At 69.4% G+C, this 23,661-nt stretch carries 26 protein-coding genes; 19 read left to right on the top strand and 7 right to left on the bottom strand.

Annotated elements, in window-relative coordinates:
• Nucleotides 1–597: a TetR/AcrR family transcriptional regulator gene (locus AB0I12_RS12765; RefSeq protein WP_359928590.1), complete on the bottom strand. Its 597-nt coding sequence runs from the start codon at nucleotides 595–597 to the stop codon at nucleotides 1–3.
• 74 nt (nucleotides 598–671) lie between these two features.
• Here AB0I12_RS12765 and AB0I12_RS12760 point away from each other — a divergent pair, with 74 nt between their 5' ends.
• The 5 genes from AB0I12_RS12760 to AB0I12_RS12740 are packed head-to-tail and all read left to right on the top strand — an operon-like array spanning nucleotide 672 to nucleotide 4,653.
• Nucleotides 672–1,565: an SDR family oxidoreductase gene (locus AB0I12_RS12760; protein ID WP_359928588.1), complete on the top strand. Its 894-nt coding sequence runs from the start codon at nucleotides 672–674 to the stop codon at nucleotides 1,563–1,565.
• Nucleotides 1,562–2,698, top strand: coding sequence for a saccharopine dehydrogenase NADP-binding domain-containing protein (locus tag AB0I12_RS12755; RefSeq protein ID WP_359928586.1), 1,137 nt, complete (start codon nucleotides 1,562–1,564; stop codon nucleotides 2,696–2,698). The genes AB0I12_RS12760 and AB0I12_RS12755 overlap by 4 nt, the downstream gene beginning before the upstream one ends.
• Nucleotides 2,670–3,542 carry an alpha/beta fold hydrolase gene (locus tag AB0I12_RS12750; protein WP_359928583.1) on the top strand — a complete coding sequence of 291 codons (873 nt, stop codon included), beginning with the start codon at nucleotides 2,670–2,672 and terminating at the stop codon, nucleotides 3,540–3,542. The genes AB0I12_RS12755 and AB0I12_RS12750 overlap by 29 nt, the downstream gene beginning before the upstream one ends.
• A complete protein-coding gene (locus AB0I12_RS12745) occupies nucleotides 3,539–3,925 on the top strand; it encodes a YccF domain-containing protein (RefSeq protein WP_359928580.1) in 387 nt (128 codons plus the stop codon). Before AB0I12_RS12750 ends, AB0I12_RS12745 begins: the two co-directional genes overlap by 4 nt.
• On the top strand, nucleotides 3,922–4,653 hold the full coding sequence (locus AB0I12_RS12740) for an MBL fold metallo-hydrolase (protein ID WP_359928577.1): 732 nt from the start codon (nucleotides 3,922–3,924) through the stop codon (nucleotides 4,651–4,653). Before AB0I12_RS12745 ends, AB0I12_RS12740 begins: the two co-directional genes overlap by 4 nt.
• Here AB0I12_RS12740 and AB0I12_RS12735 read toward each other — a convergent pair.
• On the bottom strand, nucleotides 4,637–5,083 hold the full coding sequence (locus AB0I12_RS12735; RefSeq protein WP_359928574.1) for an SRPBCC domain-containing protein: 447 nt from the start codon (nucleotides 5,081–5,083) through the stop codon (nucleotides 4,637–4,639). The two genes, AB0I12_RS12740 and AB0I12_RS12735, sit on opposite strands and share 17 nt — an antisense overlap.
• 10 nt (nucleotides 5,084–5,093) lie before the next feature.
• Nucleotides 5,094–5,612: a hemerythrin domain-containing protein gene (locus AB0I12_RS12730; RefSeq protein WP_359928571.1), complete on the bottom strand. Its 519-nt coding sequence runs from the start codon at nucleotides 5,610–5,612 to the stop codon at nucleotides 5,094–5,096.
• A gap of 51 nt (nucleotides 5,613–5,663) precedes the next feature.
• On the opposite strand from AB0I12_RS12730, the gene ddaH reads away from it, so the two are divergent.
• The gene (gene ddaH / locus AB0I12_RS12725) at nucleotides 5,664–6,425 is read left to right on the top strand and encodes a dimethylargininase (protein ID WP_359928569.1); all 762 of its coding nucleotides are present in this window, start codon (nucleotides 5,664–5,666) and stop codon (nucleotides 6,423–6,425) included.
• Here ddaH and AB0I12_RS12720 read toward each other — a convergent pair.
• Nucleotides 6,364–7,335: a tetratricopeptide repeat protein gene (locus tag AB0I12_RS12720; RefSeq protein ID WP_359928566.1), complete on the bottom strand. Its 972-nt coding sequence runs from the start codon at nucleotides 7,333–7,335 to the stop codon at nucleotides 6,364–6,366. The two genes, ddaH and AB0I12_RS12720, sit on opposite strands and share 62 nt — an antisense overlap.
• The gene (locus AB0I12_RS12715; RefSeq protein WP_359928564.1) at nucleotides 7,328–8,683 is read right to left on the bottom strand and encodes a DNA polymerase IV; all 1,356 of its coding nucleotides are present in this window, start codon (nucleotides 8,681–8,683) and stop codon (nucleotides 7,328–7,330) included. Before AB0I12_RS12715 ends, AB0I12_RS12720 begins: the two co-directional genes overlap by 8 nt.
• Nucleotides 8,684–8,719: 36 nt before the next feature.
• Between AB0I12_RS12715 and AB0I12_RS12710 the strand changes: the two genes are divergently transcribed.
• The 8 genes from AB0I12_RS12710 to AB0I12_RS12675 all read left to right on the top strand — a co-directional run bounded on the left by AB0I12_RS12710 (nucleotide 8,720) and on the right by AB0I12_RS12675 (nucleotide 16,456).
• Nucleotides 8,720–9,493, top strand: coding sequence for an MBL fold metallo-hydrolase (locus AB0I12_RS12710; protein WP_359928562.1), 774 nt, complete (start codon nucleotides 8,720–8,722; stop codon nucleotides 9,491–9,493).
• Nucleotides 9,494–9,570: 77 nt separating this feature from the next.
• Nucleotides 9,571–11,049 carry a glutamate--cysteine ligase gene (locus AB0I12_RS12705; RefSeq protein WP_359928559.1) on the top strand — a complete coding sequence of 493 codons (1,479 nt, stop codon included), beginning with the start codon at nucleotides 9,571–9,573 and terminating at the stop codon, nucleotides 11,047–11,049.
• Nucleotides 11,050–11,406: 357 nt separating this feature from the next.
• Nucleotides 11,407–11,820: a universal stress protein gene (locus tag AB0I12_RS12700; RefSeq protein WP_131337975.1), complete on the top strand. Its 414-nt coding sequence runs from the start codon at nucleotides 11,407–11,409 to the stop codon at nucleotides 11,818–11,820.
• A 1-nt stretch (nucleotide 11,821) separates the two neighbouring features.
• On the top strand, nucleotides 11,822–12,442 hold the full coding sequence (locus AB0I12_RS12695) for an HhH-GPD-type base excision DNA repair protein (RefSeq protein WP_359928556.1): 621 nt from the start codon (nucleotides 11,822–11,824) through the stop codon (nucleotides 12,440–12,442).
• A 191-nt stretch (nucleotides 12,443–12,633) separates the two neighbouring features.
• Nucleotides 12,634–13,950, top strand: a complete 1,317-nt coding sequence (locus tag AB0I12_RS12690; RefSeq protein WP_355700640.1) for an RNA polymerase sigma factor — start codon at nucleotides 12,634–12,636, stop codon at nucleotides 13,948–13,950.
• Nucleotides 13,950–14,222 carry a DUF6412 domain-containing protein gene (locus AB0I12_RS12685; protein ID WP_359928553.1) on the top strand — a complete coding sequence of 91 codons (273 nt, stop codon included), beginning with the start codon at nucleotides 13,950–13,952 and terminating at the stop codon, nucleotides 14,220–14,222. Before AB0I12_RS12690 ends, AB0I12_RS12685 begins: the two co-directional genes overlap by 1 nt.
• 86 nt (nucleotides 14,223–14,308) lie before the next feature.
• Nucleotides 14,309–14,986, top strand: a complete 678-nt coding sequence (yidC, locus tag AB0I12_RS12680) for a membrane protein insertase YidC (RefSeq protein WP_359928551.1) — start codon at nucleotides 14,309–14,311, stop codon at nucleotides 14,984–14,986.
• Between the two features lie 192 nt (nucleotides 14,987–15,178).
• The gene (locus tag AB0I12_RS12675; RefSeq protein WP_359928548.1) at nucleotides 15,179–16,456 is read left to right on the top strand and encodes an ROK family transcriptional regulator; all 1,278 of its coding nucleotides are present in this window, start codon (nucleotides 15,179–15,181) and stop codon (nucleotides 16,454–16,456) included.
• Here the strand turns inward: AB0I12_RS12675 and AB0I12_RS12670 are convergent.
• The gene (locus tag AB0I12_RS12670; protein WP_359928547.1) at nucleotides 16,425–17,660 is read right to left on the bottom strand and encodes a transposase; all 1,236 of its coding nucleotides are present in this window, start codon (nucleotides 17,658–17,660) and stop codon (nucleotides 16,425–16,427) included. The genes AB0I12_RS12675 and AB0I12_RS12670 overlap by 32 nt on opposite strands.
• Before the next feature lie 137 nt (nucleotides 17,661–17,797).
• On the opposite strand from AB0I12_RS12670, the gene AB0I12_RS12665 reads away from it, so the two are divergent.
• Together AB0I12_RS12665 and AB0I12_RS12660 are read left to right on the top strand one after the other, a co-directional pair.
• Nucleotides 17,798–18,604, top strand: coding sequence for a TIM barrel protein (locus AB0I12_RS12665; protein WP_359928545.1), 807 nt, complete (start codon nucleotides 17,798–17,800; stop codon nucleotides 18,602–18,604).
• Nucleotide 18,605: 1 nt separating this feature from the next.
• Nucleotides 18,606–19,661, top strand: a complete 1,056-nt coding sequence (locus tag AB0I12_RS12660) for a Gfo/Idh/MocA family oxidoreductase (protein WP_359928542.1) — start codon at nucleotides 18,606–18,608, stop codon at nucleotides 19,659–19,661.
• 48 nt (nucleotides 19,662–19,709) lie between these two features.
• On the opposite strand, the gene AB0I12_RS12655 is transcribed toward AB0I12_RS12660, so the two are convergent.
• The gene (locus tag AB0I12_RS12655) at nucleotides 19,710–20,519 is read right to left on the bottom strand and encodes a phosphotransferase (protein WP_359928540.1); all 810 of its coding nucleotides are present in this window, start codon (nucleotides 20,517–20,519) and stop codon (nucleotides 19,710–19,712) included.
• Nucleotides 20,520–20,652: 133 nt separating this feature from the next.
• On the opposite strand from AB0I12_RS12655, the gene AB0I12_RS12650 reads away from it, so the two are divergent.
• Genes AB0I12_RS12650 through ppk2 form a run of 3 tightly spaced genes read left to right on the top strand, consistent with a single transcriptional unit; the run spans nucleotide 20,653 to nucleotide 23,596 of the window.
• Complete coding sequence (locus tag AB0I12_RS12650; RefSeq protein ID WP_359928538.1) at nucleotides 20,653–21,960, top strand: MFS transporter; 1,308 nt, start codon at nucleotides 20,653–20,655, stop codon at nucleotides 21,958–21,960.
• Between the two features lie 58 nt (nucleotides 21,961–22,018).
• Nucleotides 22,019–22,645 carry a class I SAM-dependent methyltransferase gene (locus AB0I12_RS12645; RefSeq protein WP_359928536.1) on the top strand — a complete coding sequence of 209 codons (627 nt, stop codon included), beginning with the start codon at nucleotides 22,019–22,021 and terminating at the stop codon, nucleotides 22,643–22,645.
• A gap of 42 nt (nucleotides 22,646–22,687) precedes the next feature.
• Nucleotides 22,688–23,596 (top strand): polyphosphate kinase 2, encoded by a 909-nt coding sequence (gene ppk2, locus AB0I12_RS12640; RefSeq protein ID WP_359928533.1) that lies wholly within the window; start codon nucleotides 22,688–22,690, stop codon nucleotides 23,594–23,596.
• The last annotated feature ends 65 nt before the right edge of the window (nucleotides 23,597–23,661 follow it).

Raw genomic sequence — 23,661 nt, 5'->3', positions numbered from 1 at the left:
TCACTCGGAGGTCGTCGAGAGGATCGCGTCCAGCGAATCCTCGCAGAGGCGTTCGAGGGCCTCCGGCGAGACGTCGGGGTTGTCGATCCACACCAGCAGGGTCTGTTCGACGTAACCCTGCCAGCCGTGGCACGCGAGCTCGACGACGGGGGTGATCTCGATGCCACGCTCAGCGACCGCGCCGATCACCCACTGGCTGAAGACACGGCGCAGCTCGGAGTGCAGCGCCCGGAGCTCCGGGTCGCCGGCCGCCGACATCAGCAGCGTCGCCCGGTAGAGCTGGGGCGCTTCGAGGACGGCGCGGACGAAGGCGCGGATCCCGGACCGGAGCTGCTCGTCCGGCGGCAGCGACGGGTCCGGCGCGGTGCGCAGCATGACCTCGGCGGCCGCTTCCTCGATGACGGCGTACTGGAACTTCTTCTTCGAGCCGAAGTAGTGGAACAGCAGCGCGGGGGAGACGCCGGCCTCGGCGGCGACGAGCTCGACGGTGAGCTCGCGGTGCGGGTCCGCGAGCAGCACCCGGCGCGCGGCCTCGAGGATCTGGGTACGCCGCTGCTCGGGCCGCAGGCGGGCCCCGGACGAAGAGGTCTGACTCACCCGGCCAGTCTATTGAGTAATCGGTCAACAAGCACTTACTGTTGAGTATCCACTCAACAAGCTGGAGGTCCCAGATGCGTCCGTTGGCCGGTCAAGTCGTGCTCATCACCGGCGCCTCCCGGGGGATCGGCGCCGCGGTCGCCCGGAAGCTGGCGGAGGACGGCGCGCAGCTCGCGCTGGTCGGTCTCGAGCCGGACGAACTGAAGAGGGTCGCCGAGGACTGCGGCCCGGACGCCGGCTGGTGGGAGGCCGACGTCACCGACACCGATTCGCTGCGGACGGCGGTCGAGGGGATCGCCGAGCGGTACGGGCGGATCGACGTCGTGATGGCCAACGCCGGGATCGCCGCGCCCGGCTTCACCCGGAGCATGGACCCGCAGGTGTGGGAGCGCGTCCTCGACGTCGACCTGCTCGGCGTCTGGCGCACCGTCCACCTGACGTTGCCGTACCTGCTGGAGAGCAAGGGCTACCTGCTGCTCGTCTCGTCCCTGGCCGCGATCGTGCACATCCCGGGCCTCGCGTCGTACAACGTGTCGAAGGCCGGCGTGGAGGCGATGGGGGACACGCTGCGGCCGGAGCTGAAGCACCTCGGTGTCCGGGTCGGCGTCGCGCACATGACCTTCGTCGACACCGACATGGTCCGCGGTGTCGACACGCACCCGGTGTTCGGGAAGGTCCGGACCGGGATCCCGATGGTGAGCAAGACGTATCCGCTGGACTTCGCCGTCGGGAAGTTCGTCGACGGCATCAAGAAGCGCTCGCGGACCGTGCACGTGCCGGGCTGGATCGGAGCGCTGAAGATGTTCCGCTGGGTGATCCCGCACGTCATCGAGGCCGGCTCGCGGTTCAGTGTGCCGAAGGCCGACGCGGCCGCGCTCGCCGACGTCCGGGCGCGCGGAGCCGCCGAGTCGTCCCGGCCGACGGGCGCCGGCGGCCTCGCCGACGCCGAGAAGGCTGCGCGCCGGTGAGCCGCGAGTACGACGTCGTCCTGCTCGGCGCGAGCGGGTTCACCGGAGCGCTCACCGCGGAGTACCTGCGGAAGAACGCACCCGAAGGCCTCCGCTGGGCGGTTGCCGGACGCAACAAGTCCAAGCTGGAGCAGTTCGGTGAGGACATCCTGTACGCCGATGTGACCGACCCGAAGTCGTTGCGCGAACTGGCTGAGTCGACGAAGGTCGTCGCCACCACGGTCGGGCCGTACGTCCAGTACGGCGAACCACTCGTCGCGGCCTGCGCCGAGGCCGGGACCGGCTACCTCGACCTCACCGGCGAGCCGGAGTTCCTGGACCGGATGTACGTGCGCCATCACGAGCGCGCGACGCAGACCGGCGCCCGGATCATCCACGCGTGCGGCTTCGACTCGATCCCGTACGACCTCGGCGTGCAGTACACCGTCGAACAACTGCCGCAGAACGTGCCGATCAAGGTCGACGGCCTGCTTCGGGCCGGCGGCCGGCCGTCCGGCGGGACGTTCCACACCGCGATCACCGCCTTCTCCCGGCCGAAGCAGAACCTGGACGCGCATCGCGCCCGGCGTTCGGCCGAGCCGCGTCCGACGGGCCGCACTGCGCGCGCCGTCGCCGGGACGATCCACCGGCAGCAGGGGTTCTGGGCGGTTCCGCTGCCGACGATCGACCCGCAGATCGTCGGGTACTCGGCGCGGCTGCTCGACCGCTACGGACCGGACTTCCGGTATTCGCACTACGCCGCGGTCAAGCACCTCCCGACGGTTGCCGCCGGCATCGGCGGTGTCGGTCTGCTGATCGCGGGCGCGCAGATCCCGCCGGTCCGCAAGGCGTTGCTGGGCCGGCTGCAGCCAGGTGACGGTCCGAGCGCCGAGCAGCGGGCGCGGTCGTGGTTCAACGTCCGGTTCGTCGGGCGCGGCGGTGGCAAGCAGGTGATCACCGAGGTGGCCGGCCGCGACCCCGGGTACGACGAGACCGCGAAGATGCTCGGCGAGAGCGCCCTGTGCCTGGCGCTCGACGACCTGCCGGAGACGGCCGGCCAGACCACCACGGCCGCGGCCATGGGACCCGCTCTGCGCGAGCGACTGGTGAGAGCGGGGATGACCTTTGCCACCCTCGAAGTCGACAGCTACTAGCTCCGACGGGACGCGCCTCGCGATCTACACGTACGGCGACAGCGGCGCCCCGGTGCTGGTCTGCGTCCACGGCTACCCGGACAACGCCACGCTGTGGGAGCCCGTTGCCGAGCTGCTCGCCGACGACTTCCAGGTGGTCACGTACGACGTGCGTGGCGCCGGTCACTCCGACCACCCGAGCAGCACCAAGGCTTACACCCTGGACCGCCTGCAAGAAGACTTCCGCGCAGTGATCGACCAGGTGTCACCCGACCAGCCGGTTCACGTCCTCGCGCATGACTGGGGCTCGATCCAGTCCTGGCACTTCGTCACCGACCCCGCCCCGACGGCCGGAGTGAGCCTGCAGGACCGGATCGCCTCGTTCGTCTCGATTTCAGGGCCGTCGCTGGATCACGCCGGATACTTCATCCGCCGCCGCAACCGCGCGACCCTCAAACAACTGATCCACTCCTGGTACATCGTCTACTTCCACCTGCCATGGCTTCCCGAGCGTGGCTGGCGCAAAGGCTGGGCGCACCGCGCGTTCAACCGCCTGGAGAGACAGCACTCCCACGACGGCCGGTCGGTCGCCGACTACGTCAACGGCATCAAGCTGTACCGCGCGAACGTCCTCCCGCGACTCCTCCGCCCCGCGCCGCGCCGTACCGACGTACCGGTGCTCGCTGTCTCGCCCGACGCCGACCCGTTCGTCACCACCCCGCTGCAGACCGGTGTCGAGACCTGGGCCCCGAACCTCACCGTCAAGGTGATCAGGGGTGGCCACTGGATGCCCCGGAACGATCCCGGACTTGTCGCCGGCCTCGTACGGGATCACACCCGCAAGGTGGCACGCTGGGAGACATGAAGACGCTCCTCAACCTGATCTGGCTGGTGCTGGCCGGATTCTGGCTGGCGGTCGGGTACGCGGTCGCCGGGATCATCTGTTGCGTGCTGATCATCACGATCCCGTTCGGTATCGCGTCGTTCCGGATCGCGGCGTACACGCTGTGGCCGTTCGGCCGGACGATCGTCGACAAGCGCAGCGCCGGCGCGGGCGCGCTGATCGGCAACCTGATCTGGATCCTGGTCGCCGGCTGGTGGCTGGCGCTCGGTCACCTGACCACCGGGATCGCGCTGTGCCTGACCGTCGTCGGCATCCCGCTCGGCATCGCGAACTTCAAGCTGATCCCGGTCTCGCTGGTCCCGCTCGGCAAGACGATCGTGCCGACCGACCGGCCGTTCGCGTGAGGGCGCTGACGGTCCTCGGCTCCTGCGGCGCCTGGCCGGAAGCGGGCCGGGCGTGCGCGGGTTTCCTGCTCGAGTACGAAGGCTTCCGCGTCGTCCTCGATCTCGGGTACGCCGCCTTGCCGCGCCTGCTCGAGCTCTGCCCGAAGGGCGCGGTCGATGCGGTTGTGGTCACGCACCAGCACCCTGACCACTGCGTCGACGTGAGCGGTCTGGCCAGGGTCCGGTACTACGAGGCGCCCGGCGAGCCTCCCGTCGCCCTGCATTGCGCTCCGGGCGTCCTCGACGTACTGCGGGCGCTGGAGCCGCACCCGGATCCGGCAGACGTGTTCGCCGTCCACGAGCTGGCGTCGACGACGCGGATCGGCCCGTTCGACGTACAGACGGTGGAGCTGCCGCACTACAAGACGAACCTCGGGGTGCGGCTGAGCGCGCCGGGTGTGTCGGTTGCCTACACAGGTGACAGCGGCCCGTCGCCGGACTTGGCGCGCTTGGCCGACGGGACTGACCTGTTCATTTCGGATGCGACGCTTCAAGGCGAGTCGCCGCAGACACAGCCCCGCTATGTCATGACGGCTAGCGAGGCAGCCCAAGGCGCCAAAGGGGCGGAGCGGTTGCTGCTAACGCACTTCTGGCCCGGGTCCGATCGGTCGGTGTCCGTGGCGGAGGCGCGGCGCATGTTCGACGGCGAAGTGATCGCTGCCGAGGAAGGCCTCACGCTGACGTTCTGAGCCCTACGTACTCGGCGAACCGGCCGAGTACGTAGGGCCAGACTTCCTCGAAGCTCTTGCGGTACTCCTCGCCGGCGTCGCCGTGCCGCTCCCAGCCGCGATGCACGACGTGAACGGCCGACCCGTCGAAGGTGACCTCCACCTCGGTCGCGTCCTCGGCACGGGGGACCGGTACCCGGTCGGGGCCGATCTGCCAGCTGAACACGAACCGCCGGCCGCGCTCCCAGGTGAGGACGCGGCCCCAGTCCCACTGCAGGTTGTATGGACCCAGCTCGTACAGCACGCCGTCCAGGATGCCCATGTCGGTCAGCTGCCCGGCGCCCGACCAGGAGAACTCCGGCGGCCACCAGCGGCCGAGTTCGTCGGTGAAGATCTCGAAGGCGACGTCGGACGGCACCGTCAGCTCAATCCGGGCAGTGAGTTCGCGCACGGCCACCACCCTAGGTGTGCTGCTCGGCCGCCACGATCTTCCGGACGTTCGCGAGCTCGCCGCAGCCGGAGTCGATCAACCGGGACCGCTCCTCGGCGAACGTGTCGCCGAGCTTGCGGCGGACGTCTTCCCCGACCTCGGTACGCGCCGGGTTGAGGACGTCCCGCTCCTCCTCGTCGAGGTGGTGGGTGAGGGCCTCGGACAGCTCGTGCAGCTTCTCGCTGAACTCCTCGCTCGCCGTGTCGGCGACCTCCATCAGCGCGAGCAGAGCCTCGTTGCCCTCGGCGTGCTCGTGCTCGGAGTGCTCGACCTCGTCGGCGTCGATCGCGTCCTTGCGCCGCAGGGCGGGGTAGACCTTCGACTCCTCCGCCTCGGCGTGGGCGACCAGCACCGTGGCCAGGTCGGCGAGCACGGCCGCCCGGTCGCTGCGGACGTCGCGCAGCTCGCGCAGCGCCTCCTCGAACCACCGGTGGTCCGCGAGGATGATCTCGACCACGTCTCCACCCGTTGCCGGAAGGATCTTCGGCATCCGTCGTCTCCTTTCTCGGATGCGTGCAGGTACCCCGGATACGCTGCGGACATGCCGTCAGCCCTGATCCGCCCTCCGAGCCCGCGCCTGGCCGAAGGACTTGTCACCCACATCGAGCGCACCCCGGTCGACGTCGCGCTGGCGTTCCGGCAATGGCAGCAGTACGTCGACGCGCTCCACGCCACGGGCTGGCGAACGGTCGAGGTCCCGGCGATCGACGACTGCCCGGACGGCGTGTTCGTCGAGGACACGATGGTCGTGTACGGCGACTTCGCGGTGATCGCCCGGGCCGGCGCGGACGAGCGGCGCGCGGAAGCGGCCGCGGCCGAGGAGACCGTCGCGGGGCAGGGCTACCGCATCGTGCGGATCGTCGAGCCCGGCACACTCGACGGCGGCGACGTCCTGAAGATCGGCTCGACGATCTACGTCGGGCAGGGCGGCCGGACGAACGCGGCGGGGCTCGAGCAGCTGCAGGCCGCGTTCGCGCCGCTCGGGGCCGACGTACGTGCGGTTCCGGTGCGGAAGGTGCTGCACCTGAAGTCCGCTGTGACCGCGCTGCCGGACGGCACGGTCGTCGGATACGAGCCGCTCGTCGACGACGCGGCCGCGTTCGAAGCGTTCCGTCCGGTGCCCGAGGAGGCCGGCGCACACGTCGTACTGCTCGACGACGACCGGCTGCTGATGGCCGCGTCCGCGCCGAAGTCGGCGGAGTTGTTCGCGGGCCTGGGTTATCGGCCGGTCGTCGTCGACATCAGCGAGTTCGAGAAGCTTGAGGGCTGTGTGACCTGCTTGTCGGTACGTCTACGCCGGTGAGCAACTGCCGCGCCGCCGCGGCGAGCTGTACGTCGCGCCGCTTGCCACGCGCCTCGGCGACCTCGCACGCCACCTTCAGCGCCGTGCGGTAGACAGCGGTGTCCGGATGCCGCGGCGTGGCGTCGCGGACGACCTTGGTCAACTCGTCGACCGCCTCCGCGATGTCCCCGCACGCGAGCAGCGCCTTCCCGAGCGCGGCCCGGTCCCGGAGCAGCTGACGGTCGTCGGTGCCGAGGCTGTCGGCCGCGACGATGTCCGTGAGCAGTTGGGCCTCCGACCGCGGACCGCCGACCATCAACCGCGCGCCGGTGCCGGCCTCGGTCGCGGCCCGGGTCAGCTCGTGATGCGGCCCGAACACGTCGACCAGCTGCGGCGTCACGAGCTCGAACCAGGCGATCGCCCGTCCGTAATTGGCGGTCGCGAGCAGACCCTGCGCGACCCGCAGCCGCACGCGCAGCGTCGCCGGATCGTCCGCCGCCAGCACCTTCTCCCGCTCGGCCAGCGCCGACTGGTAGTACGGCAGCGCAAGTCCCGGCTCGTGCTCGTCCCAGTGCGCCTCGGCCTGCCGGTAGTCCGGCGCGCCGTCGAGCTCCGGATGCTCCACGATCGCCGACGCCGGCACCCGCCGTACGACGCTGTGCACCGGCTGGTCGATCACCTTGCGTCCGACATACGTCCGGCCGCCGGTCGGGATGATCCGGAACCGCCCGACCTTGCCGACCGGCAGCCACAGCACCGTGTTGTACAGCGTGCGCACCGAGGACCCGCAGCTCTCGCACACACTCCGGTGCCCGTAGAACCTGCTCCCCATCGGCCCCGCCGTCGACACGGCCCGCCAAGCCTCCGATGCCTCGGACGTCGCCGTACACGGCGCACAGAACGGGTAGACCCCCCGCCGCTCCTCATTCACCCGAGACATTGTGGTCAGTCGGAGGTTCGTCGTCCGCATCGGCGCCGGTGTGCCGCACTTTCGTCAGCGCCGGATCGTCGACGGAGAAGGTGCGGACCGGGCCCGGTGGGGTGTCCGCGGTCTCGAAGCGGATCGTGACGCGCCCGCGCCCGGAGCCCCAGACCCAGCCGTGGCCGTAGTCGGGATGGTTGACGTCCTGGCCCGGGTGGAAGCCGAGCTGGTCGCGTGGCCGGGTGGGGAGCTCGATCACCTCGACGGGGTTCTCGGCGTGCTCGTCCTCGGTGAAGAGGTCGTCCTGGATCCAGTCGGCGAGCGATGAGACGCCGACGCCGAGCAGACGGATGCCGCCGCCGATGTCGCTGTCGTCGAGCAGCCGGCGCGCGACCCGGGCGATCACCCGCGCGTCGTCGGTCGGTCCGGCCAGGGTCGACGAGCGGGTGTGCGTGGTGAAGTCGTGCATCCGCGTCTTGACCGTGACGGTCCGGCCGGACAGCTGCGCCTTCTGCAGCCGCTCGGCGACCCGGTGCGCCATCCGGTCGCTGATCGCGGTCAGCAGCGCGCGGTCGATGAGGTCGGTCTCGAAGGTGTCCTCGACGCTGACCGACTTGGTCTCCCGGTCGCTGACCACGGGACGGTCGTCGGCCGCGACCGCGAGCCGGTGCAGGCTGGTGCCGTGCGCCGAGCCGACCTGGCGGATCAGCTCGTCCTCGTCGAGCTGCTGCAGGTCCGCGACCGTGCGGACGCCGGCCATGCCGAGCCGCTGCGCGGTCGCCGGGCCGACGCCCGGGATCACCGTGACCTGCATCGGCGCGAGGAACTCGGCTTCGGTGCCGGCCGGCACGACGACCACGCCGTCGGGCTTGTCGAGGTCGCTGGCGATCTTCGCGATCAGCTTCGACGTGCCCGCGCCGACCGACGCGGTGAGACCGCCGGACACCTTCCGGATCGCGGCCTTCAGGTCGTTGGCGATCGCCTCCACGTCGTCGACCGTTAGCCCGGACAGCCCGCTGGCCGCGAGGTCGATGAACGCCTCGTCGAGCGACAGCGGCTCGACCAGCGGCGACAGCGCGCGCATCTCGGCCATCACCGCCCGGCTGCTGCTGCGGTACACCTCGAAGCGGGGACTCAGGTACGCCGCGTGCGGGCACCGCGACCGGGCCTCGGCGGTCGACATCGCCGAGCGGACGCCGTACTTGCGCGCCTCGTACGACGCGGTCGAGACGACTCCGCGCACGCCGATCCCGCCGACGACCACGGGCTTCCCCCGCAGTGACGGCTTGTCCCGCTGCTCGACCGCCGCGAAGAACGCGTCCAGGTCGACGTGCAGCACCGACGGATCATCTCGCACCCGACCAGTGTCCCTGCCGTCACCGACAATTGCCGGATGACCTTCCCCGACCACTGGGCCGACGGCACCGACCCGGCCGCCCCGGACCATCAGGTCCATTGGTACGACGACCGTACGGCGATCATCCGCCAGTCGCTCCGCACCAACTTCGAGGGCCCGTTCCTGTACCTGCTGCTCGGCGCCGAGCGAGCCCTCCTCCTCGACACCGGCACCGGCCACGCCCCACTCCGCCCGCTGGTCGACGACCTCCTGGCGGACCGCACGCGGCCCGGACACGAGCTCGTCGTCGCCCATACGCACGGGCACTCGGATCACGTCGGCGGCGACGGAGAGTTCGATGCCGTCGTCGGGCGGACTGCCGAGGAGGTGGCGCAGTACTTCGGGCTCGACTGGCCGGACGGACGCGCGACGATCGACCTGGGCGACCGGACCGTCGACGTCGTCCCGATCCCAGGACACCAGGGCGCGGACATCGCGCTGTACGACCGGACGACCCGGCTGCTGTTCACCGGGGACTCGCTCTACCCGGGACGGCTGTACGTGAAGGACTGGGCGGCGTACCGGGCGAGCATCCGGCGGCTCGCCGCGTTCGTTGCTGAGGGCAATCCGGTGGAATGGGTACTGGGAGCGCACATCGAGATGACCGGGCAGCCCGGCCGGGACTACGCGATGGGCGCGGACCGGCACCCGGACGAGCACGCGTTGCAGTTGCGGCCCGGCGTACTCACCGAGCTGCTGCAGGTGCTGGACGCGGCGGGCGACGTACCGGCGCGGATCGTGCGTGACGACTTCGTCGTGTACCCCGTCTGAACCGCGACGCGAATGATCCGTACGCGGAGGGGCACCTTCGGGCACACTGAGCACAGGAGCCAGCAGGGGAGGCACTGATGGGCGAGGAAGTCGACCGGGTCGAGTTCACCCGGGCGGACCGGACCGCGTTCCGCGAGCAGGTCCATCGCAATCTGGACGCCTTCGCGCGGATGCTGCGCGAGGACCGGTTCGCGCCCGATCGGCCGATGACCGGGATCGAGATCGAGCTGAACCTCGTCGACGAGCGGTGCGACCCGGCGATGAAGAACGCCGAGGTGCTGAGCGCGATCGAGGACGACGCGTTCCAGACCGAGCTCGGCCAGTTCAACGTGGAGATCAACGTGCCGCCCGGCCAGATCGACGGACTCGGGCTGGACACCATGGAGTCGAACATCCGCGACAGCCTGAACGCGGCCGAGGACAAGGCGGCCCGGACCGGGTCGTCGATGGTGATCGTCGGGATCCTGCCGACGCTGCTGACCGAGCACATCCGCCGCGAGTCGCTCAGCACCAACCCGCGGTACACGCTGCTCAACGACCAGATCTTCGCCGCCCGCGGCGAGGACGTGCAGATCTCCATCGACGGCGTCGAGCGGCTGCAGGTCACCGCCGACACGATCGTCCCGGAGGCCGCCTGTACGTCGACGCAGTTCCATCTCCAGGTCACACCGGAGGCGTTCCCGCGGTACTGGAACGCGGCGCAGGCGATCTCCGGCGTCCAGCTCGCGGTCGGCGCGAACTCGCCGTTCCTGTTCGGCAAGGAGTTGCTCCGCGAGACCCGGATCGCGCTGTTCGAGCAGGCCGCCGACACCCGCACCCACGAGCTGAAGACGCAGGGCGTCCGGCCGCGCGTCTGGTTCGGTGAACGCTGGATCACCTCGATCTTCGACCTCTTCGAGGAGAACGCGCGCTACTACCCGGCGCTGCTGCCGGTCACCTCGGACGAAGATCCGATCGCGGTCCTGGACCGCGGTGACACGCCGGCCCTTTCGGAATTGCGGCTGCACAACGGGACGATTTATCGCTGGAACCGCCCTGTGTACGACGTTGTCCGGGAGAAGCCGCATCTGCGCGTCGAGAATCGCGTCCTGCCGGCCGGCCCGACCGTGGTCGACACGATTGCCAACGGCGCCTTCTACTTCGGCCTGGTCCGCGCGCTCGCCGACGACGAGCGGCCGATCTGGTCGCAGATGTCGTTCAGCGCGGCCGAGGAGAACTTCCACGCCGCGGCCCGCAACGGCATCGAGGCCGAGGTGTTCTGGCCGGGCGTCGGTACCGCGCGCGCGACCGAGCTGGTGCTCAGACGCCTGCTGCCGTTGGCGGTTCGCGGTCTGGACGCCTGGGGCGTGGACGTCGCGGTGCGGGACCGGCTGCTCGGGATCATCGAGCAGCGCTGCCTCACCGGACGCAACGGCGCGTCGTGGCAGGCCGAGGAGTTCCACCGCCTGTATACGAAGGGGTCGCACGGCCGGCGGGACGCCCTGCGCGGCATGCTCGGCCGGTATCGCGACCACATGCACGACAACACGCCGGTGCACGAATGGCCGATCGACTGAACCGGTTCGCGTGCTCCGGCGTCCCCACGACAACGTAGGACAGCCGCCGGCGGAACCCGGGTCCTCCGGGCGGAACCGCCGGGCGGCCGGTCCGATCTTGCCCTGGGCAACGGGATCGGCGATTTCCCGGGCGAGTTCGATAACGACCCGGACTACAGGGGTGGCGCTTTCGGTGACAGCCCTGCAAAGGTGTGGCCACCGGAAGGTTAGGTCGGCCCGCCGCGGGTAGTACACGGGCACCGGCAGCCCTCCGTCACCGGTGCGACACAACAGGTGCAAATGCAGCGGATGCCGACCGCGGTCGGGAGCAGTATCGTTCGAGACGGGTCGACACACACCCGGAGGTGAGGCAGGGCGATGACGACCATCGTCGTGGGTTATGTGCCGAAGGCGGAAGGCCGTGCGGCCCTTCGGCGCGCAGCGGAGGAAGCGACGCTGCGGGACGCCAAGCTGGTGGTGGTGAACTCGCATCGAGGTGGGCGCAGTTTCGACAGCGACGAGGCTGCGGCGAGTGACGCCGCTTTGACGGAAGTACGGGAGCAGCTCGACTCGACCGGCGTGCCGTACGAGGTGCGGCAGCTGGTGCGTGGCCTGGACCCGGCGGAGGACCTGGTGGCCGTCGCCGAGCAGGTGCACGCGGAGTTCATCGTGATCGGGCTCCGGCGCCGGTCCCCGGTCGGCAAGCTCATCCTCGGCAGCAACGCGCAGCGGGTGCTGCTCGATGCTCCGTGTCCGGTGCTGGCCGTCAAGGCCGAGGAAGGGGAGGACTGAGGTGACTTCGACACGCAGCAGGAAGTTGTGCCTGGCCCAGCAGCCCGACGCCGACGAGATGCTGAGCAGAGATCCGTTCGCCTTGCTGGTGGGCATGCTGCTCGACCAGCAGATCCCGATGGAGCGGGCGTTCGCCGGCCCGGTCGCCATCGCGAAGCGGATGATCGGTCCCTTCGACCCGGCCACGGTCGCGCACTACGACCCGGACGCGTTCGTCGAGGTGGTCGCCGGCCCGCCGGCCGTGCACCGCTTCCCGACCGCGATGGCCGCCCGGATCCAGACCCTGGCCAAGCACCTGGACGACCAGTACGGCGGCAACGCCTCGGGTCTGTGGTGCGACGTGAAGTCCGGTGACGACCTGCTCGCCCGGCTGTCGGCACTGCCGGGCTTCGGCGCGCAGAAGGCGAAGATCTTCGTCGCACTGCTCGGCAAACAGCTGAAGGTCCGGCCGCGCGGCTGGCGGGAGGCCTCCGAGCCGTACGGTGAGGACGGTGCCTTCAAGTCCGTCGCGGACGTCATCGATGTCGCGTCACTGGTGAAGGTGCGGCAGTTCAAGCAGGAGCAGCAACTGGTCCGGCGGCCGGTGGTGGCCAGACCGCTGCGGCAGACTCGGAACGGGTGAGCGGGACCGACGGACGACCGGCTGAAATGGGGCTCTCTGGGGGGTCGTGCGACGCCTGAGCTTGGTTCGCGGATTACAATGGACTGTTGCCGCCGCCTGACCAGCGAGCAGCCGCGAACAGCAGTACCCAAAGACTCAGCAACACAACGTCGTACCGTCGTACAAACCCTGCGTCAGACGAGAGGTAATTCGTGTCGTCCAGCTCGTCCGAGAATCTTCCCGCCGAGCCGGCCCGGGCCGTGGCCGCCACGGCCCGTAGCACGGCTCCGAGGACCAGCGCCCGAGTGACCGACCCCGCTGCCAAGAAGGCGGCGGCGAAGAAGGCGGCGGTGAAGCCCGCCGGTACCAAGGAGGACGGTATCCCCGCGAAGAAGGCCGCTGCCAAGAAGGCTCCGGCGAAGAAGGCAGTGTCCGAGGCGGGTCTGTCGATCGACCCGAAGACCGGGAAGCCGCGCGCGCTCGACGAGGTGGACGAGGCCGACTTCAAGCCGGGCGAGGTCCAGGGGCTCGAGAAGGAGCTCACCGAGGACCAGGGCTTCATCGTCTCCGAGGCCGACGAGACCGACGAGCCCGAGCAGCAGGTGATGGTCGCCGGTGCCACCGCGGACCCGGTCAAGGACTACCTGAAGCAGATCGGCAAGGTCCCGCTGCTGAACGCCGAGCAGGAGGTCGAGCTCGCGAAGCGGATCGAGGCCGGCCTGTTCGCGGAGGAGCAGATCGCCGACGAGGCGGCCAAGCTCAAGGAGAAGGTCCGCGACGAGTACGAGTGGATCTCCGAGGACGGCCGGCGCGCCAAGAACCACCTGCTCGAGGCCAACCTGCGCCTGGTGGTGTCGTTGGCCAAGCGCTACACCGGCCGCGGCATGCTGTTCCTGGACCTGATCCAGGAGGGCAACCTCGGTCTGATCCGCGCGGTGGAGAAGTTCGACTACACCAAGGGCTACAAGTTCTCGACGTACGCCACCTGGTGGATCCGGCAGGCCATCACCCGCGCGATGGCCGACCAGGCCCGCACCATCCGTATCCCGGTGCACATGGTCGAGGTCATCAACAAGCTGGCCCGGGTGCAGCGGCAGATGCTGCAGGACCTCGGCCGCGAGCCCACTCCGGAAGAGCTCGCCAAGGAGCTCGACATGACCCCGGAGAAGGTCATCGAGGTGCAGAAGTACGGTCGCGAGCCGATCTCCCTGCACACCCCGCTCGGTGAGGACGGCGACTCCGAGTTCGGTGACCTGATCGAGGACTCCGAGGCGATCGTGCCGGCCGAGGCGGTCTCGTTCACGCTGCTGCAGGAGCAGTTGCACGCGGTCCTGGACACGCTGTCCGAGCGCGAGGCCGGCGTGGTCTCGATGCGCTTCGGCCTGACCGACGGCCAGCCGAAGACGCTCGACGAGATCGGCAAGGTGTACGGCGTGACCCGGGAGCGGATCCGCCAGATCGAGTCCAAGACCATGTCGAAGCTGCGGCACCCGTCGCGTTCGCAGGTCCTGCGGGACTACCTGGACTGATGACGATGGGGCAGGTGTTCGCCGGCGTCTGGTCGCTGGCGATGCCTGCCCTCGGCCCGCAATCGGGTCTGATGGCCGTCGCCGTGTTCACGGCGGCGGCCGTGCTGTTCCTGGCCTTCCAGGCCGCCCGGTCGGCAGCGCGCACGCCCATCGCCTCGCCGCTGCCGGCTCGTTCCAGCGCCGCCCGGGCCAACGCCCGGCGTACGGCGTATCTCTCCCTCCGGGATCCCGACGCAGCCGGGAGACCCCGACCACGAGCACCGGGACTGTAGCGCCCGCGCTGCCGAGCCACCGCCTCCGCGGCCGGTTCGGGTAGCGCGCACGCCTACTCGTTCCTTCTCACTCGTGGAGTTCTGCTGTGCCTTCTTTCCTGGAGGCACCGGTCGCCGGTGCCTATCACTTGCTCACGTCCCTCGTCACCGTCCTCGAGCCGCTCGCCGGTGCGTATGCCGCCGTTGTCGCGATCGTGCTGTGCACCCTCGTCGTTCGGCTGTCGTTGCTGCCGCTCAGCGTGCGGGCGCATCGCGGCTTGCGCGCCCGCGCGGAGTTGATGCCGCAACTGAAGCAGTTGACCGAGCGGCACAAGGGCAACCCGGAGCGCCTGCAGCGTGAGGTCGCGAAGCTGCAGACCGAGTCGGGTACGTCGTTGTTCGCCGGGTTCCTGCCGACGCTCGCGCAGATGCCGTTCTTCTGGCTGATGTACACGCTGTTCTCGCGGACGATGGTGGCGGGGGAGTCGAACCAGTTGATCAGCGGGAGCCTGCTCGGTGCGCCGCTCGGTGTGCACTGGCCGATCGTCACCGGCACCCCGGCGTACATCGTGATCGCCTTGCTACTCGCTGTGGTCGCCTGGTTCTCTGCTCGGCTGCAACTGCGGCAGTTGGATCCGGCGGCGCCTCGGTTGTCGCGGCGGCTCGCGCAGTTGCTGCCGTACGGCACGCTGCTGACGGCAGCCTTCGTGCCGCTGGCGGCCGGACTGTACGTGCTGACCACCACCACCTGGACGGTCGTCGAGCGCACCATCCTCCAGCGGTAGTTGCCGACCCGAAGTCCGCAACACGAGTGGATATCCGTCGGGCTGTGGGGTTCTTCGCTCTTGTACCAGCGGAGAACCCCCACCACGGATGGATATCCACTCGTGCTGGACGGGCTGAGATGGGCGTTGCCGTTGCGTGGGGCGTTCTGTTACCGTCTTTATTAAAGCCGGTTCCATAATAGGTTGGGGTCGATGGACACTGCACGCGGAGCCGCCCAGGCGGAGCGGGCGGCCAATCAGGTCGCGTGCCTGCGGTTCATGGCCGACGCCGACGAGGCGCGCACGGTGGGGGTGATCAGCGAGGCCACCGGCCTGTCGCGACCCACCGTGCACGCTGTCCTCGACGACCTGGCCGACGCCGGACTGGTCGAGTCCACCAGCCCGGCGACAGCCGGCCCGGGGCGGCCCGCCCGCGCCTTCCGCTTCGTACGCGAGGCTGGTCTCGTCGCCGGCGTCGACCTCGGCCCCCGCGGCGCACGCGCAATCATCTGCGACCTGTCAGGCCGCCGAGTCGGGTACGCCGAACTTCCGGCGGATGCCACCCCCCGCCCGCTGCGCGCCCACAGAGCACCCGGCGCAGGCGGCACCTCCCGCGGCGGGGCCGACGTGGCGCCCCAGCTCGACGGCTCCGACGCACTCTCGCTGATCCCACGCGCACTGGAAGCGGCCGCCGCTTCCCCCATACCCGACCACCGTGCGGCGGGGGTGGGGGCACTTGACCTCGGTCGGCTGCGGGCCGTTGGTGTTGGGCTGCCGGGCGTGGTTGAGGCGGACGGACAGTTGCGGGCCAGCCTGGCGATGCCCGAACTGGTCGGTCTTCCGGTCTCAGAGCTGTTGGCGAAGGAGTTCGGGCAGCCCGTCGTCGTGGACAACGACATCAAGCTGGCCGCGCTCGCGGAGCAGCGCGGCGGCGCCGGTCGCGGGTACTCCGATGTCGTCTACCTCCAGATCGGCCACCGGCTGTCGATGTCGATCGTGCTGAACGGCGTCATCCGCCAGGGCCGGCACCGCCTGGCGGGCGAGCTCGGCGCGCAGCGCGGCATGCGCTGGACGCGCAACGCGCAACGCGGGCAACTGGTGTGGTCGGCGCGACCGACCAGCGCGGAGGTCCTGAGCGCGGCCGCCGCCGGCGACGCCGACGCGCAGGCGGAGCTCGAGGACTTCTGCGCGCAGATCGCCGCGCGGATCGCGACCGTCCTGCTGGTCATCGACCCAGAGGTCGTCGTCGTCCGCGGCGGAGCGGCGAAGGACAGCGGCGCCTTGCTGCGTCCCCTCGCCGCCGCGGTCGAGAAGGAATTGGTCTTCCCCGAGCGCCCACCCTTCGTCGCCTCCGCACTGGGGCGGGAAGCAGTGGTGCTCGGGGCGGTCGGCAACGCGTTCGACCGGTGCAGCTCAGCGATCTACGGGGTCCACGACTATCCCGGTCCGTGGACCCACATCACTCACGAAGTGGAGAGGACCACCAATTGACTGCTTTCCTCCCCGCAGGAGAGGAAATTTCTGGCTCGGGCTGCCCGGACAGCGGCGCTGCGCTGGGTCTTACGCCGTCAGCACCAGCCGGGGACAGACCAGCCCGGACCAGCATCACTCGAGCGGAGTTCTTGTCTCTCGACGACACAGCACCGCACGACAGGCAGGTATAGGTACGTTCGGAAAGGGGAAGTGCGTGCTTGGCTCTCGCACCGCACGCCGCGCAGTCCATTGTGGTGTGCGCGGGATTCACGAGACGCACATCGCGCCCGTGCTTTCGGCCCATCTCGAGCAGGGCCTGCTTCGTCGCGCCGATCGCCGCGTCGGCAGCCTTCCGGGCCATGGACGATGTGGCGAGGAACTTCGGCCGGAAGTCTTCGACTGCGATGACGTCGTGGTCGCGAACAACTGCTTTCGCCCATTTCCTAGCGGTGTCCTGTCGCTGTCTCGCGACCTTCTTCTGCAGCTTCGCAGCCTGATGTCTCATGGCTCGGTACCGGCGCGACGCCGCTTGTCCTTTGACCGGTTTCCTGCGAGCCATGGCGCGTTGGTGCCGTGCGAGCCGCTTGGCGGCGGTCTTGCCGTGCTGCGCGTGCGGCAAGTCGTGGGCGTCGGAGGTGGTGGTCGCGGTTTCACTGACACCCCAGTCCACGCCAATCACCCGTCCGGTGGCCGGCAGCGGATCGATCTGCGCGGACACGACGAACGCCGCGTACCAGTGCCCCAGGCTGTCACGGAACACATGCAGGCGCCCGCTCTTCAGCCGGAAGCCGTTTCTTGTGTAGTTCAGGGTCGGGCGTGCAACCCGCCTTTTCCTCATGCGAGGCATGCCAGCGCGCTGCCGCGCCGGCACCCTGTCCTTGATGTCTTTCAACGCCTTCGTTCTCGACTTGGCGAAGTCCCTGATCGTCTGCTGCTGAGGGACACTCGCCCCGGCGGACAGCCAGGGCATGCGAGCGCGGGCCTGCGTCAGCATCTTGTCGAGCTGCGCCGCGCCGCAGGTCAACTTGTGGTCGGGGGCGGTCCGGTTGCTCAGATAGGTCTGCCGGGCTTTCGCGACGCATTCGTTCCAGACCCAGCGACAACGATCCCACTCGCGGAGAAGTGCGTCGGCGGCAGTCGACGACGCCCGCAATCGGTATGTGTACCTCGCACGCGCAGTCTCCCCGGCCTCACCTGCATCACCTGAGCTCGGCGTCGTCATGGAAGGAACCTCACCACGATGGACCGACAGTTTCTGAAATGTCACCGTTCCGGTGGCCTTTCCACCTTGAAGTTCCACACCCACATCGGAGTTGAAAAGTGAAGCTCGGAGTCAGTTCGTACTGTTTCCGCCAGCTCATGACGAGCGGCGAGATGGACCTGATCGGCGTGCTCGACTGGGTCGCGGCCTCGCCGGCCGGGCATATCGAGATCGCCGCGATGGACGGTGAGTACTACCTGGAGAACGAGGCCGTCGTTCGCGACACGGCCAAGCACGCCGAGGAGATCGGCGTACCGATCGTGAACTACTTGGTCAGCGGCGACCTGCGGTCCGCCGACAGCAACGAGGTCGACCGTCTCCGCCGGCAGCTGGACGTCGCGCACGCGTTCGGCGCCACGGTCTTCCGGCACGATGTCGCACCGTGGGCGTGGCGGGAGCAGGACCCGGGCGAGTTCGAGTCGACCTTCGCGCAGGTCATCGAAGGCTGCCGCGCGGTCGCCGATCACGCCGCGGACCTGGGCATCGTGTCGACGATCGAGAACCACGGCTTCTTCATGAACGGCAGCGAGCGGCTGGCCCGGCTCGTGTACGCCGTGGACCGCCCGAACTTCCGGGTCACGCTCGACCTCGGCAACGGCCTGTGCGTCGGCGAGGTGCCGGGCAAGACCGCCGCCGGGCTGATCGACGTCGCCGCGTCCATCGGCATCAAGGACTTCCACATCCGCCGCTCGGCAGGGGAGGGCTGGCTGAAGACGCTGGCCGGCGACTACCTGCTCGGCACGGTCACCGGCCACGGCGACGTCGACATCCCCGGTCTGCTGGCGCTCGTCGCGACCAAGCCCGACGTACCGGTGAGCCTGGAGTTCGAGGGTATGGAGGCGCCGCTGCCCGCCATCGAGCGCTCGCTCGCGAACATCATCCGACTGAACGAAAGCGTGGCGTGACATGACGACGCGGATTGCGGTGATCGGGCTGGGCTCGATCGCCGTCGAGCACCTGAAGGCGTACCAGGCCAACGACCGGGCCGAGCTGGTCGCCGTCTGCGACGTCGACCTCGAGCGGGCGAAGGCGCGCGGCGAGCAGTTCGGCGTGGCGCGGGTGACCGGGGACTTCCAGGAGATCCTCTCGGACCCGGACGTGGACGCGGTCAGCGTCTGCGTGCCGAACACCCTGCACGCCCCGATCGCCGAGGCGGCGCTGCGGGCGGGCAAGAACGTACTGGTCGAGAAGCCGATGACGGTGAACGTGCCGGAGGCCGAGGCGCTGGTGAAGGCGGTCGAGGAGACCGGCCAGGCGCTGCAGGTGGGGTACGTGCGCCGGTACGCGCCGAACGCCCTGGTCACAAAGCGGTTCCTGGACGCGGGCGAGTTCGGTGACATCTACGCGGCGCGGGCCACGCTGCTGCGGACGGCCGGCAACCCGGGCGGCTGGTTCGGCGACGTGGAGCTGTCCGGCGGCGGTCCGCTGATCGACCTCGGCGTCCACATCATCGACCTGTGCTGGTACCTGATGGGGATGCCGAAGGCGGTGTCGGCGTCCGGCGCGACGTTCGCCCCGCTGGGCGCCCGCGACAACATCCAGAACCTGACCCGGTACAAGGCCGCGTCGGCGGCCCGGCCGAACACGGTCGAGGACTACGCGACCGCGCAGATCCGCTTCGAGGGCGGGGCGGTCCTCGACGTGGACACGTCGTTCTCGCTGCACGCGCGTAACGAGATCAGCGTCCGGATCCACGGTGACAAGGGCGGCGCGGAGATCGAGCCGCAGCTGCTGATGGTCACCGAGCGGCACGACACGCTGCTGCACGTCCAGCCGCAGATCGACTCGCTCGGGTTCGACTTCAAGGTCGGGTTCGCGAACCAGATCGACCACTTCCTGAGCATCTGCCGGGGCGAGATCCCGGCCGACGCCACCGCGGCGCAGGGCCTGGAGATGGCCCGGATGCTGACCGCGATCTACGAGAGCGCCAAGACCGGCGCCGAGGTGAAGATCACCCGCTGACCAGGCTGGTTGCCCGAGGTAGTGGCCTCGGGCAACCAACCCGTCGAGTCAGGCGAGCAGAGCGGAAGTGAGGGTGTCGGCGTTGGTCTCGAGCCAGGTTGTGCGGTTGCCGATCTTGTCGCCTACGCCTTCGGACCACATGCGTTGCCAGCCGCCGCCGAGGGTTTCGGCCCGGTACTTCATGGTGTGCCAGGCGCGCTCGTTCAGCGCGATGGTGAGCTCGAGCGCCCGGGCACGGTCGGCGGTGGACAGGCCGTAGGCGTCGGCCAGTAGCCGGCAGCGGCGTGGGCGGTCGAGCCCGCGGAACTCGGGATCGAGATCCTCCTCGGCGCCGAGCGGGGCCCACCACAGCATCAGGTTCACGAACTCGCGGGCCCGGCTCACCGGACGGGCGAGATCGAAGTCGATCAGGGCGTACGCGCGACCGTCCCGGAAGACCACGTTCTCCGGCGTGACGTCCTGATGCCCGACCAGCTCCGGCGGGTCGTCCAGCTCCGGCAGCCCGGGCGGCTCGATCGGCGCCGGCAGGTTCTCCGGCATGCCGAACCCTTCCACCGCGTCGTCGTACGCACGCAGCAACCGCGCGACCGAAGCCATCCGCTCCTCGTCCGCGATCCACGACGGTCGCGGGCGTCCGGCAACCTCGCCCTCGACGTACGTGAGCGCCTGCCGGCCGGCCGAGTCGATGCCGAGGAACCGCGGCGCGCCGTCGAACCCGACCTTCTCCAGATACAGCAGCACGTCCCGGACCAGCTCGGCCCGCTCGCCGGGCGGCCGCCGTACGGTGTCGCCGACGCGAACCAGGCCCTCGGTCACGTCGCCGCCGAGCAGCGGGATCTCCTCGCCGTCCTCGATCACTGCACCCTCATTCCACTGGATGAAACGTTTGTCTGCACAAAGATGGCGTCCGGGGTAGCGTGCCACGATCCGCTGTCGATTGGAGGCTCTGCGTATGCCTTCCCCGCCCCACCGCTCCAGTCGGGTGACCGCCATGACCACTGTGAAAGCTCCACCAGGAGCCAGCCGGACGAGGTACCTGATCCTAGGGCTGGCATTCGTCGGACTCTCACTGAATTACCTGGACCGCGCGAACCTGAGCGTGGCGCTGCCGTTCATCGAGGACGATCTGCACCTCGAGCTCAGCAACGCCGAGAAGGGCCTGATCCTCGGCGCGTTCTTCTGGGCGTACGACGGGGCGATGCTGGCGGCGGGCTGGTTCGCCGACAAGGTGGGCTCGCGTAAGGCGTTCACGTTCGCCGCGCTGTGGTGGAGCGTGGTGACTGCGCTCACTCCGCTGGCGCGAGGGTTCTGGTCGCTGTTCGCGTTCCGGTTCGCGCTCGGCGCGGGGGAGGCGCCGGCGTACCCGAGTGCCGCCAAGGCGGCGTCGCGGTGGTTTCCGCAGCACGAGCGGGCGTTCGCGACCGCGGTGATCGACTCCGGTTCGCGGGTCGGGACGGTGCTGTCGCTGCCGGTCGTGACCGGGCTGATCGCGCTGGTGAGCTGGCACTTCTCGTTCGTGGTCCTCGGCGTGCTCGGGATCATGCTCGCGGCGGTCTGGTACTGGTACTACCGCGACCCGATGGAGCACCGGCACGCGAACGCGAAGGAGCGCGCCTACATCGCCGAGAACGGCGCGCGGCTGGAGGACAACGACGACGAGGCCGCGGCGCAGATGCGCTGGCGGGACCTGTTCAAGTACCGCACGATCCGCGGGATGATGCTCGGCTTCTTCTGCCTGAACTTCGTCATCTACTTCTTCCTCACCTGGTTCCCGTCGTACCTGAAGGACGCACGCGGCCTCGACCTGGCCGAGCTGGGCACGCTCGGCACGCTGCCCGGGATCACCGCGATCGCCGGCGGCTGGATCGCGGGGATCGTCGCCGACCGGCGGATCCGGGCCGGCGCGGACGTGACCCGGGTCCGGAAGGCCGTGATGGTCGGCGGGCTGCTCGGCGGCGCGGTGATCGTGTTCGCGGCGCCGGCGAAGTCGGCGTACGTCGCGCTGCTGTTCCTGGCGATCTCGTACGCGAGCCTGGCGATCGCGGCGACCGGGATCTGGTCCCTGCCCGGCGACGTGGCGCCGTCGTCGCGGCACGTCGCGTCGATCGGCGGCATCCAGAACTTCGCGTCGAACATCGCCGGGATCATCAGCCCGTACGTCTTCGGGCTGCTGCTCGACATCTACCACGGGTCGTACCTGCCGGCGTTCGCGGTGGCCGGCGCGGTCGCGGTGATCGGCGCGCTGACGTACGCGTTCGTGGTCGGCAAGGCGGAACCACTGCCGGTTCGCGACACCTGATTGCCGACTTGGCAAACCTCTTTGCTCCTCGCGGCAGGGTCGGCGCACGATCGTCGGTATGACGACGGAACAACTCCCCGAGGACTACTGGAACGCGTTCTACGCGGAGCACGACCAGATCTGGAGCGGCAAACCAAACGCTGTCCTCGTGGACGAGGTGTCCGGGCTGACGCCGGGCCGGGCCCTCGACCTCGGCTGCGGCGAGGGCGCCGACGCGATCTGGCTCGCGCGGCAAGGGTGGACCGTGACCGCGGTCGACATCTCGTCGGTCGCGCTGCGGCGCGCCGTACAGCATGCCGAGGACGCCGGCGTGGCCGACCGGATCGACTGGCAGCAGCACGAGCTCGGCGCGTCGTTCCCGCACGGGGAGTTCGATCTCGTGTCGGCGCAGTTCCTGCACTCGAAGACGGAACTGCCGCGCGACGGCATCCTGCGCAGCGCGGCCGCCGCCGTCGCGCCCGGGGGAGTGCTGCTGATCGAGGGGCACATGGGGTTCCCGTCGGACGAGCACAACCCGCACCCCGACATCCACTTTCCCGCACCGGACGAGGTCATCGACAGCCTCGCCCTGCCCGCCGGCGCGTGGGAGACGCTGGTCAGCCGCGAACACGACCGCGGGCAGGTCCTGCGCGACGGCGTACCGATCACCCGACGCGACTCCACGGTCAAGCTGCGCCGGCGCTGACCTGTTCACCTCTGCGTCATTCGCGGGACCGAGCCTTGGGCCATGACCACTCCTGATCTGGTGCAAGAGCTCGGCTTCCGCGTGCTGGACGAGGAGGACGACGACCCCGTGCTGCTCCGCGCCGACGGCACGCCGGTCGACACCTGGCGCGAGGGCTACCCGTACGGCGAGCGGCTGCCGCGGGAGATCTACGACCGCGACAAGCGGCTGCTGCAGATCGAGCTGCTCAAGCTCCAGTACTGGGTGAAGCGATCCAAGCAGCGGTTCGTGATCGTCTTCGAGGGCCGCGACGCGGCCGGCAAGGGCGGGACGATCAAGCGGTTCATGGAGCATTTGAACCCGCGCGGGGCGAGCATCGTGGCGCTGGAGAAGCCGACCGAACGCGAGCAGACGCAGTGGTACTTCCAGCGGTACGTCGCGCATCTGCCGGCCGCCGGCGAGATGACGCTGTTCGACCGCTCCTGGTACAACCGCGCCTGCGTCGAGCACGTGATGGGGTACTGCTCGCAGGAGCAGTACGAGGAGTTCATGCGGCAGGCGCCGGAGTTCGAGCGGATGCTGGTGCGGTCCGGGATCCTGCTGGTCAAGCTGTGGTTCTCGGTGTCGCGCGCCGAACAGCAGACGCGCTTCACGATCCGCCAGATCGACCCGGTCCGGCAGTGGAAGCTCTCACCCACTGACCTCGCGTCGCTGGACAAGTGGGACGCGTACACCGAGGCGAAGGAGGCGATGTTCCATTACACCGACACGCCGTACGCCCCGTGGACCGTGGTCAAGAGCAACGACAAGAAACGCGCCCGCCTCGAGGCGATGCGCCACGTCCTCTCCTTGTACGACTACACCGACAAGGACAAGACCCTGGTAGCCCACCCCGACCCCAAACTCCTCGGCCCCGCCGCCCAGGTCCTGGAACACGGCGAATCCGCCACCCGCACCTTCCCTGTCCTGTAGATCAGACCCACGCTCGCTATGCAGGCGCTACTTCGTGAGCGTGGTAGATAGCGCACCCACCCGGA

The sequence above is a fragment of the Kribbella sp. NPDC050459 genome (genome assembly GCF_040655315.1).
Taxonomy (GTDB): Bacteria; Actinomycetota; Actinomycetes; order Propionibacteriales; family Kribbellaceae; genus Kribbella.
Note: the sequence above shows the minus strand (reverse complement) of the source record. Positions and strands in the feature narration are given on the sequence as shown.

Excerpts from the sequence above, each read along its gene's own strand:
- AB0I12_RS12675 (WP_359928548.1), top strand. The coding sequence starts at position 15,179 with ATGGACACTGCACGCGGAGCCGCCCAGGCGGAGCGGGCGGCCAATCAG.
- AB0I12_RS12665 (WP_359928545.1), top strand. The coding sequence starts at position 17,798 with ATGACGAGCGGCGAGATGGACCTGATCGGCGTGCTCGACTGGGTCGCG.
- AB0I12_RS12645 (WP_359928536.1), top strand. The coding sequence starts at position 22,019 with ATGACGACGGAACAACTCCCCGAGGACTACTGGAACGCGTTCTACGCG.
- ddaH (WP_359928569.1), top strand. The coding sequence starts at position 5,664 with ATGCCGTCAGCCCTGATCCGCCCTCCGAGCCCGCGCCTGGCCGAAGGA.
- AB0I12_RS12730 (WP_359928571.1), bottom strand. The coding sequence starts at position 5,612 with ATGCCGAAGATCCTTCCGGCAACGGGTGGAGACGTGGTCGAGATCATC.
- AB0I12_RS12670 (WP_359928547.1), bottom strand. The coding sequence starts at position 17,660 with ATGACGACGCCGAGCTCAGGTGATGCAGGTGAGGCCGGGGAGACTGCG.
- AB0I12_RS12710 (WP_359928562.1), top strand. The coding sequence starts at position 8,720 with ATGACCTTCCCCGACCACTGGGCCGACGGCACCGACCCGGCCGCCCCG.
- AB0I12_RS12660 (WP_359928542.1), top strand. The coding sequence starts at position 18,606 with ATGACGACGCGGATTGCGGTGATCGGGCTGGGCTCGATCGCCGTCGAG.
- AB0I12_RS12705 (WP_359928559.1), top strand. The coding sequence starts at position 9,571 with ATGGGCGAGGAAGTCGACCGGGTCGAGTTCACCCGGGCGGACCGGACC.
- AB0I12_RS12685 (WP_359928553.1), top strand. The coding sequence starts at position 13,950 with ATGACGATGGGGCAGGTGTTCGCCGGCGTCTGGTCGCTGGCGATGCCT.
- AB0I12_RS12745 (WP_359928580.1), top strand. The coding sequence starts at position 3,539 with ATGAAGACGCTCCTCAACCTGATCTGGCTGGTGCTGGCCGGATTCTGG.
- AB0I12_RS12700 (WP_131337975.1), top strand. The coding sequence starts at position 11,407 with ATGACGACCATCGTCGTGGGTTATGTGCCGAAGGCGGAAGGCCGTGCG.
- AB0I12_RS12650 (WP_359928538.1), top strand. The coding sequence starts at position 20,653 with ATGACCACTGTGAAAGCTCCACCAGGAGCCAGCCGGACGAGGTACCTG.
- AB0I12_RS12760 (WP_359928588.1), top strand. The coding sequence starts at position 672 with ATGCGTCCGTTGGCCGGTCAAGTCGTGCTCATCACCGGCGCCTCCCGG.
- ppk2 (WP_359928533.1), top strand. The coding sequence starts at position 22,688 with ATGACCACTCCTGATCTGGTGCAAGAGCTCGGCTTCCGCGTGCTGGAC.